Source organism: Nonomuraea sp. NPDC049624, assembly GCF_040675255.1.
Lineage (GTDB): Bacteria > Actinomycetota > Actinomycetes > Streptosporangiales > Streptosporangiaceae > Nonomuraea.
Map to the genome: position 1 here is coordinate 296775 of NZ_JBFAOR010000001.1, position 15879 is coordinate 312653.

Annotated in this window: 14 protein-coding genes and 1 pseudogene; 3 read left to right on the top strand and 12 right to left on the bottom strand. The window is 71.1% G+C overall.

Going from position 1 to position 15879, the window contains the following annotated elements:
• Positions 1-78: 78 nt before the first annotated feature.
• The 6 genes and pseudogenes from AB0J76_RS01705 to AB0J76_RS01730 all read right to left on the bottom strand — a co-directional run bounded on the left by AB0J76_RS01705 (position 79) and on the right by AB0J76_RS01730 (position 7792).
• Positions 79-1653 carry an NADH-quinone oxidoreductase subunit N gene (locus tag AB0J76_RS01705; RefSeq protein WP_352322491.1) on the bottom strand — a complete coding sequence of 525 codons (1575 nt, stop codon included), beginning with the start codon at positions 1651-1653 and terminating at the stop codon, positions 79-81.
• Positions 1650-3275, bottom strand: a complete 1626-nt coding sequence (locus AB0J76_RS01710; protein WP_352322490.1) for an NADH-quinone oxidoreductase subunit M — start codon at positions 3273-3275, stop codon at positions 1650-1652. The genes AB0J76_RS01705 and AB0J76_RS01710 overlap by 4 nt, the downstream gene beginning before the upstream one ends.
• Positions 3272-5215, bottom strand: coding sequence for an NADH-quinone oxidoreductase subunit L (locus tag AB0J76_RS01715; RefSeq protein ID WP_352322489.1), 1944 nt, complete (start codon positions 5213-5215; stop codon positions 3272-3274). The genes AB0J76_RS01710 and AB0J76_RS01715 overlap by 4 nt, the downstream gene beginning before the upstream one ends.
• Before the next feature lie 146 nt (positions 5216-5361).
• Positions 5362-5664: pseudogene (gene nuoK / locus AB0J76_RS01720) on the bottom strand (NADH-quinone oxidoreductase subunit NuoK); the annotation flags it as partial.
• Entirely contained in the window at positions 5664-6224 is a 561-nt protein-coding gene (locus AB0J76_RS01725; protein ID WP_352322488.1) for an NADH-quinone oxidoreductase subunit J, read from the bottom strand. The gene AB0J76_RS01725 and the pseudogene nuoK, both read right to left, overlap by 1 nt.
• Positions 6221-7792, bottom strand: a complete 1572-nt coding sequence (locus AB0J76_RS01730) for a 4Fe-4S binding protein (protein WP_352322487.1) — start codon at positions 7790-7792, stop codon at positions 6221-6223. Before AB0J76_RS01730 ends, AB0J76_RS01725 begins: the two co-directional genes overlap by 4 nt.
• Positions 7793-8002: 210 nt before the next feature.
• Here AB0J76_RS01730 and AB0J76_RS01735 point away from each other — a divergent pair, with 210 nt between their 5' ends.
• Positions 8003-9256, top strand: a complete 1254-nt coding sequence (locus AB0J76_RS01735) for a serine/threonine-protein kinase (protein WP_352322486.1) — start codon at positions 8003-8005, stop codon at positions 9254-9256.
• A 172-nt stretch (positions 9257-9428) separates the two neighbouring features.
• Here the strand turns inward: AB0J76_RS01735 and AB0J76_RS01740 are convergent, their stop codons facing one another.
• From AB0J76_RS01740 to ndhC, 6 genes are all read right to left on the bottom strand, one after another.
• Positions 9429-10373 carry a hypothetical protein gene (locus AB0J76_RS01740; protein ID WP_352322485.1) on the bottom strand — a complete coding sequence of 315 codons (945 nt, stop codon included), beginning with the start codon at positions 10371-10373 and terminating at the stop codon, positions 9429-9431.
• Positions 10374-10452: 79 nt separating this feature from the next.
• Positions 10453-11394 carry an NADH-quinone oxidoreductase subunit NuoH gene (gene nuoH / locus AB0J76_RS01745; protein ID WP_352322484.1) on the bottom strand — a complete coding sequence of 314 codons (942 nt, stop codon included), beginning with the start codon at positions 11392-11394 and terminating at the stop codon, positions 10453-10455.
• Entirely contained in the window at positions 11387-11929 is a 543-nt protein-coding gene (locus AB0J76_RS01750; protein ID WP_352322483.1) for an NADH-quinone oxidoreductase subunit C, read from the bottom strand. The genes nuoH and AB0J76_RS01750 overlap by 8 nt, the downstream gene beginning before the upstream one ends.
• Entirely contained in the window at positions 11926-12399 is a 474-nt protein-coding gene (locus AB0J76_RS01755) for an NADH-quinone oxidoreductase subunit B family protein (protein ID WP_352322499.1), read from the bottom strand. Before AB0J76_RS01755 ends, AB0J76_RS01750 begins: the two co-directional genes overlap by 4 nt.
• A 128-nt stretch (positions 12400-12527) precedes the next feature.
• Entirely contained in the window at positions 12528-13673 is a 1146-nt protein-coding gene (locus tag AB0J76_RS01760) for a M48 family metallopeptidase (RefSeq protein WP_352322482.1), read from the bottom strand.
• Between the two features lie 44 nt (positions 13674-13717).
• Positions 13718-14089, bottom strand: coding sequence for an NADH-quinone oxidoreductase subunit A (ndhC, locus tag AB0J76_RS01765; RefSeq protein ID WP_352322481.1), 372 nt, complete (start codon positions 14087-14089; stop codon positions 13718-13720).
• Positions 14090-14174: 85 nt separating this feature from the next.
• Here ndhC and AB0J76_RS01770 point away from each other — a divergent pair, with 85 nt between their 5' ends.
• Positions 14175-15653 carry a polysaccharide deacetylase family protein gene (locus AB0J76_RS01770; RefSeq protein ID WP_352322480.1) on the top strand — a complete coding sequence of 493 codons (1479 nt, stop codon included), beginning with the start codon at positions 14175-14177 and terminating at the stop codon, positions 15651-15653.
• Positions 15654-15686: 33 nt separating this feature from the next.
• Positions 15687-15776 carry a putative leader peptide gene (locus tag AB0J76_RS01775; RefSeq protein WP_352322479.1) on the top strand — a complete coding sequence of 30 codons (90 nt, stop codon included), beginning with the start codon at positions 15687-15689 and terminating at the stop codon, positions 15774-15776.
• The last annotated feature ends 103 nt before the right edge of the window (positions 15777-15879 follow it).

A 15879-nucleotide genomic window follows, 5' to 3' on the forward strand; every position in this document is an offset into this window, starting at 1 on the left:
CCCTGTTCGACGGGGGCAGGAAGGGTTGCGGCCCGGCTGCCCGCGGGGGGACAGCCGGGTGTCATGACCGGCCTGCGGTCAGCTCGTGGCCGATAAGGAGGTCAGGTCCAGCACGAGCTGCGGAGCGGCAGAGAAGAGGATCGCCACGGCCAGGGCCAGGCCGACGGCGAGCCACGCAGACGGCGACGAGCCACGCAGACGCGTCTCCCCGGAAGGGGCGAAGAGGCGGGCCGCCCAGGCGGCGTAGTAGTAGAGGCCGAGCACGGTGTTGACGGCCATGACCAGCGCGAGCCAGCCGAGGCCGCCTTCGACGATCGTCCGGAACACGAAGACCTTGGCGAAGAGGCCGGCCAGCCCCGGCGGCAGCCCCGCCAGGCAGACCAGGCAGAACGCCAGCGCGATGCCGGCCGCCGGGCTGCGGAGGACCAGGCCGCGATAGTCGTCGAGCTCGTTGCGCGGGGCGGCCCTGGAGACGAGCATGACGACGGCGAAGGCGCCGAGGTTCATGGCCGCGTAGATGACCAGGTACGCGACGGATGTGCCGGTCGCGGCCTGGGACGCGGCCTGGGACGCGGCCTGGGACGGGGCCGCCGTGGCGGCGATCGCCAGCGGGGCCAGGACGTAGCCGGACTGCGCGACCGAGGACCAGGCCAGCATGCGGACGGCCGACCGCTGACGCATGGCGAGCAGGTTGCCCACCGTCATGGTCAGCGCCGAGACGACCGCGATCACCGGCCCCCAGGTGGACAACTGGCCGGCCAGCCCGGTGACCAGGACCAGGATGAGCCCCGCGAACCCGGCCGCCTTGGAGATGACCGACAGCAGGGCCGCCACCGGGACGGGCGCGCCCTGGTAGACGTCCGCCGCCCAGGAGTGGAACGGCACGGCGGCGATCTTGAACGCGAATCCGGCCGCCACGAGGACGACGCCCACCGTGACGACCGCGGGCAGCCCGTGGGCCGTCGCCAAGACCGTGGAGTGCGTGCCCGCCGCCGCTCCGGGTGCCGGGATCCGGCCGCCCAGGACGGCCGCCACGCGGGAGAGGTGGACCGCCCCCGAGACGCCGTACAGGAGGGAGACGCCGAACAGCATGACGGCCGTGGACACGACCGACACGACGAAGAGCTTGACCGCGGCCTCGGAGGCGCGGCCGTCGTAGCGCCGGAGCGCGGTGAGGGCGAACACCGGGAGCGAGACCAGTTCGAGCGCCACCACGAGCATGATCAGGTCGCGGGAGGCCGGCAGGGTCACCGCGCCGACGAGGGTGCACAGCAGCAGGAAGTACCACTCACCGGCCGGGATGCCGCCCCCGGCCAGCTCCGTCATCGACATCAGCACGACCACCAGGGCCGCGACGAGCACCAGCCCGGCGAAGACCGTCGTGAACCGGTCGGCGACGAACGAGCAGAGCGTGCCCGCTCCCCCGGTCGCGAGATCCGGCGGCACGCAGAACGTCGCCCGGGACGTGCCGCCCGCAGCCTGCGCGATCACGAACCCGAGGGCCACGACGACCCCCGCCAGGGTCACCAGCCCGAGCGCGGTGCGGGTACGCGTCGCGACAGGCAGGAACACGTCGAGCAGCAGCACGAGCCCGGCCACGACCGCCAACGCCAGCGGCGGCGCGATGACGAAGTAGTCGATCTGCTGAGTCATGGCAGGGCTCCCAGCAGGGTCTGCGCCACCGGCGTGGTGAGGGAGAGCAGGAGACCGGGCCAGAGCCCGAAGAGCACGATCAGGACCACCAGCGGGGTCCACGCCGCCACTTCGTAGGACCGGAGGTCGTCGATGCGATGCGTGGCGTTCCCGGCTTCGAGCGTCGCGGTCGCCGGCTGCCCCGCGAGCGACTCCGCCGAGCCGAGAGGCGCAACGGGACGCTCGTCCGGGGCCTCCTGTTGCCGCGCGGCTCCCGACGGTCGGCCGTGGGTGACGCGGGACAACATGAGCACGAAGTACGCGGCCGTCAGGACCGCCCCCAGGCCGCCGATCACCATGTACGCGAGGAAGAGCGCACGCGGCAGGCCGCTCGCCGGCTGGAACGCCCCCAGCAGCGCCAGCATCTCCCCCCAGAACCCGGCCAGGCCGGGCAGCCCGAGCGAGGCGATCGCGGCGAACGTGAGCACCGATCCCAGGCGCGGCATCGTGGCCAGCAGGCCGCCGCCGAGGCTCGGCATGTCGGCCGTGTGGTAGCGATCTTTGATCCCGCCGGCCAGGAAGAACAGCAGGCCGGTGATCAGGCCGTGGGCGACGTTCGCGAACAGGGCGCCGTTGACGCCGACGGGGGTCAGGGTGGCGAAGCCGAGCAGGACGAATCCCATGTGCCCCACGGAGGAGTAGGCGATCATGCGTTTGAGGTCACGCTGGGCCAGGCAGGCCAGGGCGCCGTAGACGATGCCGGCCACGGCGAACGCCCCGAGCCACGGCGCCACCGCGGTCGCCCCCTCGGGAAGGACGGGGATGGCGATCCTGGCGAAGCCGTACGTGCCCATCTTCAGCAGCACTCCGGCCAGCAGCACCGAGCCGACGGTCGGGGCCTCGGTGTGGGCGTCGGGCAGCCAGGTGTGCAGGGGCCACATCGGCGTCTTGACCGCCAGGCCCACACCGATCGCCACGAACGCCAGGATCTGCACGGACCTGGACATGCCCGCGCCGTGGGCCGCGGCCAGCTCGGCCATGTCGAGCGTGCCGGTGCGTGCCCAGACGAGCAGCAGGCCGAGGAGCATCACGACCGAGCCGAGCAGCGTGTACAGGATGAACTTGACCGACGCCGCCCGGCGCCCGGCGCCGCCCCAGATGCCGATCAGGAAGTACATCGGGATCAGCACGATCTCGAAGAAGACGAAGAAGAGCAGCAGGTCGAGGGCGAGGAACGTGCCGATCATGCCGACTTCGAGCACCAGCAGGGTGAACACCAGCGCCCTCGGCCTGTTCCCCAGGAACCGGCCCGGCGTGCTGGGCCGCCCCCAGGACAGGTAGCCGAAGCAGAGGAACGTCAGCAGCGCGGTGAGCACGATCAGTGGCAGGGAGATGCCGTCGACGCCCAGGTGGAAGCGGAGCCCCAGGCCGGGGATCCACGGCTGGTCGATCGCGAACTGCGGGCTCGTCGGCCGCCCGTGGTCGAACGTGGCCGCCATGACCAGGGCCAGCGCCAGCGTGACCCCCGAGAGGATCAGGCCGTACGCGCGCAGGGCCGGGCGGAGCGCGCCGGGGGCGAGGAGCAGCAGAAGCGCGCCGAGCAGGGGCACGGCGAGCAGTGCGACCGACAGCCAGCCCGTCATGTGAGCATCACCGCCCCCACCGCGATCAGGATCACGCCGGCGAGAACGCCGCTGACATAGAGCTGGACGTTGCCGTTCTGGGCCAGGCGCAGCCATCCGGACAGGCCGCGGGCGGTGCGGCCCGAACCGCGGACGGCGCCGTCCACGACCACGTCGTCGGTTCTGACGACCAGCCGGGCCAGGGCCGCGATCGGGCGGACGAACAGCGCCGCGTAGACGTCGTCGACGTAGAAGGCGCGCTCGCAGGGCACCCGTAGAGGGCCGAGCAGGCGAGCCGGGTCGGTGACGGGATCGCCGCGCCAGACGGCGTAGACGACACCCGCGCCGAGCAGGGCGAGCACGACGCTGATCGCGGCCACCGCCAGCTCGACGTGCGGCTGCCCGGCGAAGCCCAGCAGCAGGGCGGGGACCGCGAGAAGCACGACGGGCACGAGCATGGTCTTGGGAGCCTCGGTGACGTCGACGACGTGGGCCGTGCCGGGCTCGGGCTCGGGGAGCGCCACCACATGCGGCGGCCCGAAGAACGTGCGGAGCCAGGCTCTGGTGGCGTACGCGCCGGTGACGGCGACGGTCGCGAGGGCGCAGCCGTACAGGAGCAGGGCGGCGGCGTCCGTCAGGCCCCTGCCGGACAGCGCGCCGTCCATGGCCGCCAGGACGCCGTCCTTGCTGAAGAAACCGCTGGCCGGCGGGAGGCCCATCAGAGCGGCGAACCCCACCGTCATCGTCACGAACGTGACCGGCAGCTCGCGCCGCAACCCGCCCATCTGGGTCATCAGGTTGGAACCGACGTGGTGGATCACCACTCCCGCGCACAGGAACAGCAGCGCCTTGAACGCCCCGTGGGTCACCAGGTGGAAGACGGCCGCCCGGTCGGAGCCCGCGGCCAGGCCGCCGGCCATGTAGGCGAGCTGGCTGACCGTGGAGTAGGCGAGCACGCGTTTCAGGTCGTCCTGGGCGAACGCGGCCAGTGCGGCGCCCAGCATGCCGACCGCCGCGACGACGGCCAGGACGTCGAGCGTGGGACGGGCGGCGAGGAAGGCGGGATAGAGCCTGGCCACGATGAAGATGCCGGCGGCGACCATGGTGGCGGCGTGGATCAGCGCGCTGATCGGGGTCGGGCCGGCCATGGCGTCGGGGAGCCAGGTGTGCAGCGGCACCTGGGCGCTCTTGCCGGCGACGCCGCACAGCAGCAGCATGGTGGCCGTCGTCAGGGTGGCCGCGGACATGTCGGGCACCTTCGCCAGCACGTCGGCGACGCGGAAGCTGCCCGCCGCCGTGCCGAGGACGAAGATGCCGAACAGGAAGCCGACGTCGCCGAGCCGGGTGACGAGGAACGCCTTGACCGCCGCACGCGAATTGCCCCGGTCTTCCCACCAGTGTCCGATGAGGAGGTAGGAGCACAGGCCCATGATCTCCCAGCCGACGTAGAGGACCAGGAGGTCGCCCGCGTAGACCACCAGGAGCATGGCACTGGTGAACAGGCTGATGAACGCGCTGTAGGAGGGGTAGCGGGGATCGTCCTTGAGGTAGCCGACCGAGTAGACCTGCACGGCCAGCGCCACCAGCGTCACCAGGACGCCGAGGACGGCCGACAGGTCGTCGGCCAGCAGGGTCAGCGAGATCGGGACGCCGCCGGTGACGATCGAGCCGTACGTGCGGCCCACCGGCGCCGAGGGGACGCCGCCTTCGAGGAACGCGAAGCCCGGCCCCCAGGCCAGCCACAGAGCCAGGACGGCCGACGCCGCGGTCGGGACGACGGCGATCCAGGCGGCTCGGGTGTTGGCGCGTTCGCCGGCGATCTTCTCGGCAGCCGCGAGCCGCGCTCTGTCCGATGGGGGTTCCTGGACAGCGGGGCGGGCGTGCGGCCAGCGGGAGAGCAGCAGGCCGGTGGCGGCGGCGATGGCGGGCAGCAACACGGCCAGCAGCGGGAACGTCGTCACAGCTCGCCCCCTCGCCGGGCGGGGCGGTCGTCCGAGAGGGGCCGGCCCGGGCCGGTCGGCGAGGCCGGAGGGTGGTCGTTGAGAGAGGGCGGGCCGGTGCCGGCGGAGGCGGAGCTCGGGACCAGGTCAGGGCGTTCGTCGGCGGGCTCGGACAGGTCGCGGAGGTGGTCGAGGTCGACGGTGCGGCGGTTGCGGTAGAGGGCCAGGACGATCGCCAGGCCGAGGCCGACCTCGGCGGCGGCGATGACGATGACGAAGAGGGTGAGCACCTGACCGCTGTGCAGCCGGTCGCGCAGCCACACGTCGAACGCCACCAGGTTGAGGTTGACGGCGTTGAGCATCAGCTCGACCGACATCAGCACGAGGATCGTGTTGCGCCTGGCGAGCACGCCGTAGACGCCCACGGAGAACAGCAGCGCGGAGACGACCGCCGGGTAGACGATGTGCACTAGTGACCCCCGGTCTGATCGGGCGGCGAGCCGGGAATGTCCGTACGGGACAGCACGATGGCTCCGATCAATGCGGCGAGCAGCAGCACGGACAGCGCCTCGAACGGCAGCACCCAGGTGGCGAAGACGCTGGCGCCCAGCTCCTTCGCCGCCCCCTGGCCCGGTGTGAGCGGGGTGTACGCCGTGCGGAAACCGTCGATCACGACCGTGACCAGGACCGCGGCGGTCGCCACCGCCACCAGGGCGGCCACCGGCCGGTTGCCGCTGTCGAGGTCGGCGGAACGGCCGATCGGGGCACGGGTGAGCATGATGCCGAACAACATCAGGACCACCACCGCGCCCACGTAGATGAGCACCTGGACCCAGGCCACGAACTCGGCGGTCAGCACCAGGTAGCCGCCCGCGAGCGCGCCGAAGGAGACCACGAGCCACAGGGCGGCGTGGACGAGTTGCCGGGTCGTGACGACGAGCAGCGCCGATCCAACCGCTACCGCTCCCAGCAGCAAGAAGACGATCTCTTGCCCGGTGGGTGACAGGTAGGAGGGCACCGCCTCGGTCACGACTCCTCCTCGGACTCCTCTGTGTCGTCAGGGCCGAGCCGCCCCGGCGGTCGGATGGACCTCGGGTCCGCCATCCGGCGCCTGCGGGGGCTCGCGGAAGAAGTCTGCTCGTCCGGGCCGGGTTCCGGAGCCGGTTCACCCGCGCCTGTGGAAAACCCGTTCGAGGGCGGCTCGCCTGTGGATGAAGGCGTGCGCGGCGGGCGCTCGTCAGAGGCCGGGCCGGCCTGGCCGGATGGGCGGTTCGGCTCCTCGCCCGCCGGAACGGCGGCCTCGCCCGCCGGAGCAGCGGCGTCGTCGTCATGGACGCGCGGCGCGACGCCCTCAGCCGCGGGGGGAACGTCGCCTTCCGCCACGTCTGACGGGCTTGCCGCTGTTGACGGCTTCGGCGCCTTCGTGTCGGACGGGCGAGTGCCTTCCGGCTCTTCGTCCTGTGCATCGGCGGGCGGTTCGGCCGCCTGCGGGGTAGGCGGGAGAGAGCCTGGAGGACGGATGCCTCGTACGTTCGACATGGGCCTGCGCGTACGCTCGCGGCGGCCCGCAGGGGGCGCGGCCGGGCCTTCGCCGGGAGCGGCCTCGGGCGCTTCCGCGGAGCCGGCCTTCTCGCCTGCCCGCTCTTCCCGGTCCGCGCCGGCGCGCTCTTCGACGACCGACGGGCCCGCGTCGGTGCGCCCAGAAGGCGGAATTGCGCCCGTCCGTCCGGCGTCACCCTCGGGGGCAGGGACGCCTTCCCCACCTTCGGGGCGGCGCGCCGCTTCGGCGCCGGAGGTTGCGCTGACGGCGGAGTCGGGGCCGAGCGCCGATGCGGCGCCGGTCTCGGAGCCGGCGCCGGCGTTCGCACCGGAGGCAGCCGCTCCCGGCTCTCCGCTTCCCGGGGGCGCGGCTCCTGGCTCGGCGGCGCCCGGCTCGGTCACGCCCTCGCCCGGGACGCACGTCGCTCCCCTGAGGGCACGCTCGCCCCGCGGGCCGGCACCCGGGCGAGCTGCGCCCGTTTCCCTAGGCGCCGTTGACGCTGCTTCGCCCGTGGCGCCCTCCCGCTCCCGCTCCCGCGGGGCGCGGCGGGCGGCTCCGGCGGGGCCGGGTGCTTCCGGCGCCGCTCCGGGGCGGGTCGTTCCGGTACGGGCCGCGGGACGGCGAGGTGCCGCCGTGAGCTCCTTGGGAGGCTCGGCGCCGGGATCGTGGGCGGGCGGCGGCGGGACGGTCTGGGTCCAGGACGCCAGCTTGTCCTTCTCATGAAGAAGGTTCCGGATGTCACCCTCGGCGTACTCGAACTCCGGAGACCAGAAGAGCGCGTCGAAGGGGCAGACCTCGATGCAGATGCCGCAGTACATGCACAGCGCGAAGTCGATGGCGAACCGGTCGAGCACATTGCGCTGGCGGGGACGCCCGCCCTCCGGGGCCGGGATCGTCTCCTTGTGGGAGTCGATGTAGATGCACCAGTCGGGGCACTCTCGGGCACAGAGCATGCAAGAGGTGCAATTTTCCTCAACGAGGGCGATAACGCCTCGACTGCGCGGCGGAAGAGCCGGCTTGACCTCGGGATACTGCTGGGTGACGGATTTGCGCAGCATGTGGCGAAGAGTGATGGACAGCCCCTTCGCCAGTCCGACTCCCGGTATCCGCGCCATGGTTCAACATCATGACGTACTTGGCGGCGGAGGTGAATGAGCCAAGACCGTTGTCCCCAGTTTTTCCACAGCTGTCCACAGGTTCTGTGGAAGTTATCCACAGGCTGGGTGACTGTCCGATATGAGCGACTGCATGGCGATAGTCTCTCGGCCATGCCGTACAGCCATCCGGTCCGTCCCAGCAGCGGGGCGTGGGCGGCCGCCATCGGGTGGGCCAGCCTGGCCCTCATCTCGTGCGGGCTGGCGACCCCGTTCACGATCGGGTTCGCGGCATTCTGGCTGCGGAGCACCTGGCAGGCCATCGGAGCCTGCGTCTACCTGGTCCTGATCGGCTCGTTCGTCATCGCCATCATGCTGTACGACGACTTCGACAACATCCCCGAGCCGATGTCCACCCTGATCTCGTTCGGGTTCGTGATCGCCTGGATCGGCGGGGTCGCCCATTCGGCCGTCCTGGTGCCGGTCATGGCGCGGGCGCGCCACCGGCCGCCGGTGCACGCGCAGGCCCCCGTGCACGCGCAGGCCCCCGTGCGCACGCAGGCGCCCATGCACGCGCCCGCACAGACGCCCACACCGCAACACCGGCCCGCCGACCTGCATCAACGGACCACGGCCCCCACCCATCAGCAACATCGCGGGCAGCCGGAGTGGATCGGGCACTACCGGGTGCTGCACCAGCTCGGGCGCGGCGGGCAGGGCGCGGTCTACCTGGCCATGGCGCCCAACGGGGCACGGGTGGCGGTCAAGGTGCTGCACGACCTGGTCGACGAGACGGCCCGCACCCGGTTCGCGCGGGAGGTGGACGCGGCTCGGCGGGTCGCCACGTTCTCCACAGCCCGGGTGCTCGATGTGAACATCAACGGGCAGCACGCGTACATCGTCTCCGAATACGTGGAGGGGCCGTCGCTGGAGCAACTCGTACGGCGCCACGGCCCCCGTGACGAGGACGGCCTGACGCGGCTCGCGTTATCCACAGCCGGAGCGCTGGCGGCCATCCACAAGGCCGGGGTGGTGCATCGTGACTTCAAGCCGAGCAACGTCCTGATCGGGCACGACGGGCCGCGGGTGATCGACTTCGGGATCGCCCGGGCGCTCGATCGGATGACCATGACGTCCGGGAAGATGGTGGGGACGCCGCCGTACATGTCGCCTGAGCAGCTGACCGGGGAGCCTGTGGGGCCGGCGTCCGACGTGTTCAGCTGGGCGGTGACGATGATGTTCGCGGCCACCGGGCGTCCGGCGTTCGGGGAGGACACCGTGCCTGCCGTCTTCAACCGGGTGCTCACGTTTCATCCTGACCTGTCGCCGCTGCCGCCCGCCTTGCGCGGTGTGGTGGGGGCATGCCTGAACAAACGCCCCCAGGAACGCCCGTCGGCGTCGGACGTGATGGTCGCGATCGTCCACTGACCGCCGGCCACCCCCGTACAGGCGGGCACCACCGCACAACCGCCCCCGGTGACCGGGGATCGCAGCGAGTCACCCCACCCCGAAGCGCCGTACGGCGAAAGCGGGTCACCCCTGCCCAAGGGGCAGGAACGGTGGAGGTGAGGGAGACCCTTCGAGGGCGACGACGCGGGGGTCAGGGGAAGGCTTGGGGGGAGTGGGTGGTGAGGGTCAGGTATTCCTCGCGGGAGATCCGGTGCATCGCCAGACCCAGCCCGTGGCGTTCGGTGAAGCGGTGGAGAGAAGCCGGGGGCCAGCGGCCGGGCAGGTGGAGCAGGGGGTTGCCCGCGGGGTCGAGGAGGAAGACGCCGCACAGGTCGTCGTGGCGGTACCGGAGGAGGCTGCTGCCCGGTTCGACCGGAACTTCGGTGATCACCCCCGAAGGGCGGTACACCGACAACCTCCGGGACGACTTCATCCGCAGATGCGGCCCTCCAGGCGGCCCCACGACAAGGCCACGCTTCTCCTGCCACCGATGTATCCCGCCCAGCACAGGCCGCACGACGAGCAACGCGGGGCTGAAAGCCACCATCAGCCATTTGGCGTGGATCAGGTCCGTCAGGAAATGTCCGAAGGTCGAGAAGCCGCGCCAGGCGCCCCACATTCCGGCGGCCCCGAGATACATCATCAACGCCAGCCCGGCGATTCCCGCGCACACCCCCAGCGCCAGGTTCCATCGGCCCGTCCGCGGCGCCGGGATTCCGCGGATGCGTTCCCAGCCGGGGGCGCGGGCGGCGAGGATCCGGCGCGCACGTGCAGAGCTGTCGTCCCGGCCGTCCCGGAGCGGGAGGCGGGCCTTGGCGGCGAAGTCCCGCAGGTGGGGTGGGTGCCAGTCGCCGGGCAGGTCCAGCAGGACGAGCCCGTCGGGGTCGAGGGCGGCGACCCCTTTCAGGAACCGCGACCTCTTTCCGGAACCGTCTGTCGAATAGTCGTAACGGTAGAGCGACGCGGGCGTCAGGGTCGTGGAACGGCCCCTGGCTCTGTCGGTGACGGTCACGGTGCGGCCGTCGGAGGAGAGGCTGACTTTCGGGCAGCGGGCGCCTTTCATCGCACCCGCGACGGGCAGGATTTGCGCGTTCACGAATCGTCCCCTTCATCCGGGGCCCCCTATGCCGGGTATGACGGATAAAGGCGACGTAAAGTTTCCGCCGGCGCGAAACTCAGACGAGGACCTTCACCACTCCGGTGAGCGCGAGCTGCACGAGCGCCAGCGGCACCAGACCGGCCCAGGCGAGCTTCTGGAGCTGGTCCTCACGCAGCCGCGGATAGGTGACGCGCAGCCAGATGACCACGAACGCCAGCGAGAAGACCTTGATCAGCGTCCAGATCCAGCCGGGCAGGAACGGCCCGTGCCAGCCGCCCAGGAAGAGCACGGTGGTCAGGAAGGACAGGACGACGATCCCGGCGTACTCGGAGAGCATGAACAGGGCGAAACGCATGCCGGTGTACTCGGTCATCGGGCCCATGATGATCTCGGACTCGGCGATCGGCATGTCGAACGGCGGACGCCGCAGCTCGGCCAGCCCCGCCACGAAGAACACCACGCCGCCGATCGCCTGCCAGGGCAGCCACCACCACTGCCACGCCTCGACGATGCCGGGCATCGACAGCGTGCCCGCCGCCATCGCCACGGACGAGGCCGCCAGCACCAGCGGCAGCTCGTACGACATGAGCTGGGCCGCCGCCCGCATGCCGCCGAGCACCGAATACTTGTTGGCCGACGACCACCCCGCCATGATCGCGCCGAGCACCCCGACGCCCATGACGGCGAGCACGAAGAACAGCCCGAGATCGAGGTCGACGGCGACCAGGCCGCGGTCGAGCGGAATGACGATCAGCACGACCAGGTACGGGACCAGCGCCACGCCCGGCGCGATCATGAAGACGCGGCGGTCGGCCGCGGCCGGGATGACGTCCTCCTTCTGCATGAACTTCACGCCGTCGGCGATGAGCTGCGCCCAGCCGTGGAAGCCGCCGGCGTACATGGGGCCGAGCCTCGACTGCATGTGGGCCATGACCTTGTGCTCGGTCTGGCCGACGATCAGCGGCAGCACCAGGAACACGACGAGGATGACGACGAAGCTCAGCACCACTTCAAGCATCAGGCGGACCCCAATCGGCCGGTACTCCGGGCGGAAGCGTCTTGCGGCGGCTCGGGGCGCCGTGCCCTGACTCGCCCGGCTCCTTGGCGCCGGGCCATGGCTTGGCCACGCGGGCGGCCAGCACGAAGTCCTTGCGCAGCGGATGGCCCTCGAAGCCGTCGGGCAGGAGCAGCGGCACCAGGTACGGGTGGTCCTCGAAGATCACCCCGAACATCTCGTACGTCTCGCGCTCGTACCAGTTCGCCCCCCGGTAGACCCCGACGGCGGACGGCAGGCGCGGGTCGGCGCGCGGCACCCGGGTGCGCAGCAGCAGCCGCGCGCGGGTGTCCAGGTTGTAGACGTGGGCGACGACGACGAAGGCGTCGGGCGGCTCGTCCACGCCGGTCAGCCAGTCGAAGAAGGCGTGGCCGAGGTCGTCGCGGGCGAAGGTCAGCAGCTCGATCCAGTCGGCGGGGGCGACGTCGACCGTGGTCTCGCCGTAGGACTCGCTGATCTCGGCGCGCTCGCCGAAGCGGGCGGCGACGGCGGCGTTCACGCCTGGTCCTCGGAGCCGTGGGAGCGGGACCAGACGTAGCGGTCGCTGAGCTTCTCCCCCGCGATCTTCTCCTGGAGCTTCATGATCCCGTAGAGCAGCGCCTCGGGACGGGGAGGGCAGCCGGGCACGTAGACGTCGACGGGGATGATCTGGTCGACCCCGTTGGTCACGCAGTAGGAGTCCCAGTAGGGGCCGCCGGTGTTGGAGCAGGCGCCGAACGAGATCACGTACTTGGGGTCGGGCATCTGCTCGTAGAGGCGCTTCACGGCGGGGGCCATCTTGTCGGTGACCGTGCCGGAGACGATCATCAGGTCGGCCTGACGAGGGCCGTTGGCGAACGGGATGACCCCGAACCGGATGAAGTCGTGCCTGCTCATGGAGGTCGCGATGAACTCGATGGCGCAGCAGGCCAGCCCGAAGTTGAACACCCACAGCGAATAGCGCCGCCCCCAGTTGAGCACGAACCGCATGGGTTTGGGCGCGAGCCTGGAGACAGGTCCGACGGTGGGCATCGGGAGATCCGTTGCTGCCATGTCGCCCATTCTTGCGCGAATCGCAGGTCAGGCAAAGGACGCGCCCACGGCGCCCGGCGGCGTCCTCAGCGGTACAGAGCCGACTGGGCGTCTTCCTTGAGGCCGCGCGCCACGCGTTCGGCCGGCGTCGCCAGCTCTTCCTCGATCTCCTCCATGGCCTGCGCCCGCACCCGCGCCTCCGCGTACGGGAGCGCGGCCAGGTGCTCCTTCCGCAGGTGCGTGGGCGGGTGCGTCCTGTCGACCCGTAGTTCGTCCAGCCCGGTCTCCACGCACAGCCGTTCGACCTCCGCCTCTGAGATGCCGGCGACGTGGGCCCGCAGTTCCGCCCACAGGTCCTGCCGGCCCACCGCGAGGGTCTGCGTCATCAGGAAATGGTCGGCGGGCACGACGCGGGTTCTCAGGGCATCCATCAGGGAGAGTGCCGCCTCGGTCCCGCCCACGCGGGCCTGGATGGCGTCGGCCCGGTACTCGGCCCGCTGCGACGACCGGTAGACCAGCAGCTCCAGGACGATAATGAGCCCCCGCACCGGCAGCCCGACGACCGCGAGCAGGCATTCGGCGGCCAGCCGGGACAGGCCGTCACCCGGCTGCCAGCAGAACCGGGTCACCTCCCGCAGCTCGTCCAGCGAGTACAACGCGCCGCCCACGACGAGCCCGTGCCTGGCGTCGCCGTTGCGCGAGTGGGCCATCTCGTGGGCGATCACCGACACGCGTTCGGCCGGGGTCAGCAGCATCCAGAGGGGGTAGCCGATCTCCACCAGACGGCGCCGACGCCAGCCGTACGTGGTGAACGCGGCGTTCGCGGCGCCGCTGAGCACGACGAGGTCGGTGCGCGGCGCGCCGACCTCGTCGCCGATCCGGTCGATCAGCTCGTACAGGCGCGGGGCGTTCTTCCGGGTGAGGGTCTCGGCGCCGCCCGGGAGGCGTTCGACGCGGGGACGCAGCAACCAGGCGACGTCGAGCGCGATCATCCCGAGGGGCACGCTGAGGATGGTGAACCTGGTCACCAGGTAGCCGCCGAGGACGAGGAAGGCGAACGGGAGCAGATGGACCAGCGCGGCGAGCGCGTAACCGGCGGCCCGCGCGACCCCGGCCGATCCGCCCGCCCGAGCGGCGTCACCCTCGCGGGCGGCTCGCATCACGTCGCGGTGGAGGCCGTGGACGACGGCCGCCTGCCGGCGCGCCGCCCATCCCTTGCCGGTGCTCGACACGGCAGACAAATGTGCCGAGACGGCACGAGAACGTCAAGAGCGATCTACGTCCAGCTGAGGACGCGTTTGCGCCAGGCGTACAGGATGCCGAGGGCGATGAAGCCGAGGAACACGAACATCTCCACCAGGGTCGTCACCCCGTAGCCGGGCGCGTCGAAGACGGTGGCCCACGGGAAGAGGAAGACGGCGTCGACGGCGAAGACGACGTAGAGGTAGGTGAAGACGTAGTAGCGGACCTGCGACTGCGCCCAGCCGTCGCCCACCGGGTCGACGCCGCATTCGTACGTGGTCAGCTTCTCGGGGGTCGGCCTGGTGGGCCGCAGGAGCCGGTTGACCGTGAGGGCCCCGGCGACGATGGCGACACCGATCGCGAACAGCACGGCGACCAGCACGTAGGACCCGAAGTAGCCGTCCATGACGTGATCGTAACCCAGTCAAACCTCAGACCCCATAACCCCAAGACGGGGCAAAAGGTAAGATCCCCCACATACCCTGACAGACATGCACCAAACGCGATTCTTTGCTGGAATCGCTCTGCTGGCCCTCTCGGCCGGGGGCTGCGGGCTGGCCGCCGCCGCACCCGAGCGGGACGTGGTGGTCCCGGCAGAGCCGACCGCGATCGACTTCGTCGACCCCGCGACAGTCGTCGGCCTGTCCACCGCGACCATCACGAACGAGGACGACCACAGCAGATTCGTGCACATCAGCTACCCCGAACTGGCCGACGCGCCGGGCCTCAACCGCGCGCTGCGCGCGGACGCCGAGCGGCAGCTGCGGGACTTCCGGGCCGCCAAGAGCGTCAACGGTGACTACCCGCGTCCCGAGCTGAACGTGGACTGGCAGCTCGCCGCCCGTTCCCCGGAGGCCGTCGCGGTACGGCTGCGCACCGGCGAGTTCCTGGGCGCGAGCTGGGGCAACTCCACCCGTACCTTCTGGTTCGACCCGCGTACCGGCAAGGCGGGCGGGTCCACGGCGCTGCTCGGCGGGCCGCAGGCGCTGGACCGGCTCGCGGCGCTGGTCAAGGAGCAGCTCAAGGGACGCGGGCCGCAGGTCGAGCGGGACGGCCTGCGGGCCGACCCCGGCCAGTTCGACTCCATGGCCTTCAACCGGAGCGGTGACCTGGTGGTCGAGTTCGACGACTGCCAGATCGGGCCGTGCTCGCTCGGCCGGGTCGCGGTGGCCGTCCAGGCGGGACGGGTCGCGCCGCTGCTTTCGGAGCTGGGACGCCGGGCACAGGAGAGCGTGCGGGAGGCCGCCCGCAGCGCCCCTCCGGCAGGACCCACGACGACGCCGAAGACGACGGCGAGCCCCGAGGCGTCCAGCAACCGGGCCGGCAGCGTGAACTGCGCCAGAACCAAGTGCGTGGCGCTGACGTTCGACGACGGGCCCGGGCCGCGGACCGGGCGACTGCTCGACCTGCTGGCCGCCGGCAAGGCGCGGGCCACCTTCTTCGCCGTCGGGACGAACGCCGTCGCGCAGCCGGGCCTGCTGCGCCGGATGAGCGCGGAGGGTCACCTGGTCGGCAACCACTCCTGGTCGCACCGGGACCTGTCGAAGCAGGCCACCAGCAAGATCGCCGACTCCTTCCGGCGTACCGACGACGCCGTCCGGGCGGCGATCGGGCAGGAGCCCACGCTGGCCCGCCCGCCGTACGGCGCGATCAGCAAGGACGTGCGCGACGTCGCCCGCGACCTGGGACTGTCGCTGGTCGGCTGGGACGTCAACTCCAGGGACGAGCCCGGCGCGAAGGCGTCGGAGATCACCGACCGCGTCGTGCGCAAGGCCCATCCGGGCGCGATCATCCTGATGCACGACACCAACCCCGAGTCGATCGACGCGATTCCGGGCATCCTGAAAGAACTCAGCGGGAAGGGTTACACCTTCGTGACCGTTCCAGAGTTGTACGGCTCCGCAGCGATGCGCGCCGGACGCCTGTACGAGTCGGGGAACCAGCAGTCGCGTAAGCAGCCCCTGACGTAGCACACGTGTTGGGGGGACGTATCATTGGCGCTCGTGACCCGAACCGTCCTCTTCGCACGCCTGCATGTAGACCTCTGCAGGCTCGCGTCAGGGCTGTGTCGTCGTTCTCCCGCCTCACCCTGACTTCCGACCGCGTTACCCGCTTTCGCGGCTGGCAAACGCGTGACCTTCCGAGGATCTAGCATGGAAACAGAGAACGCGCCCAACGCAACCGCGCCTTGGCGCG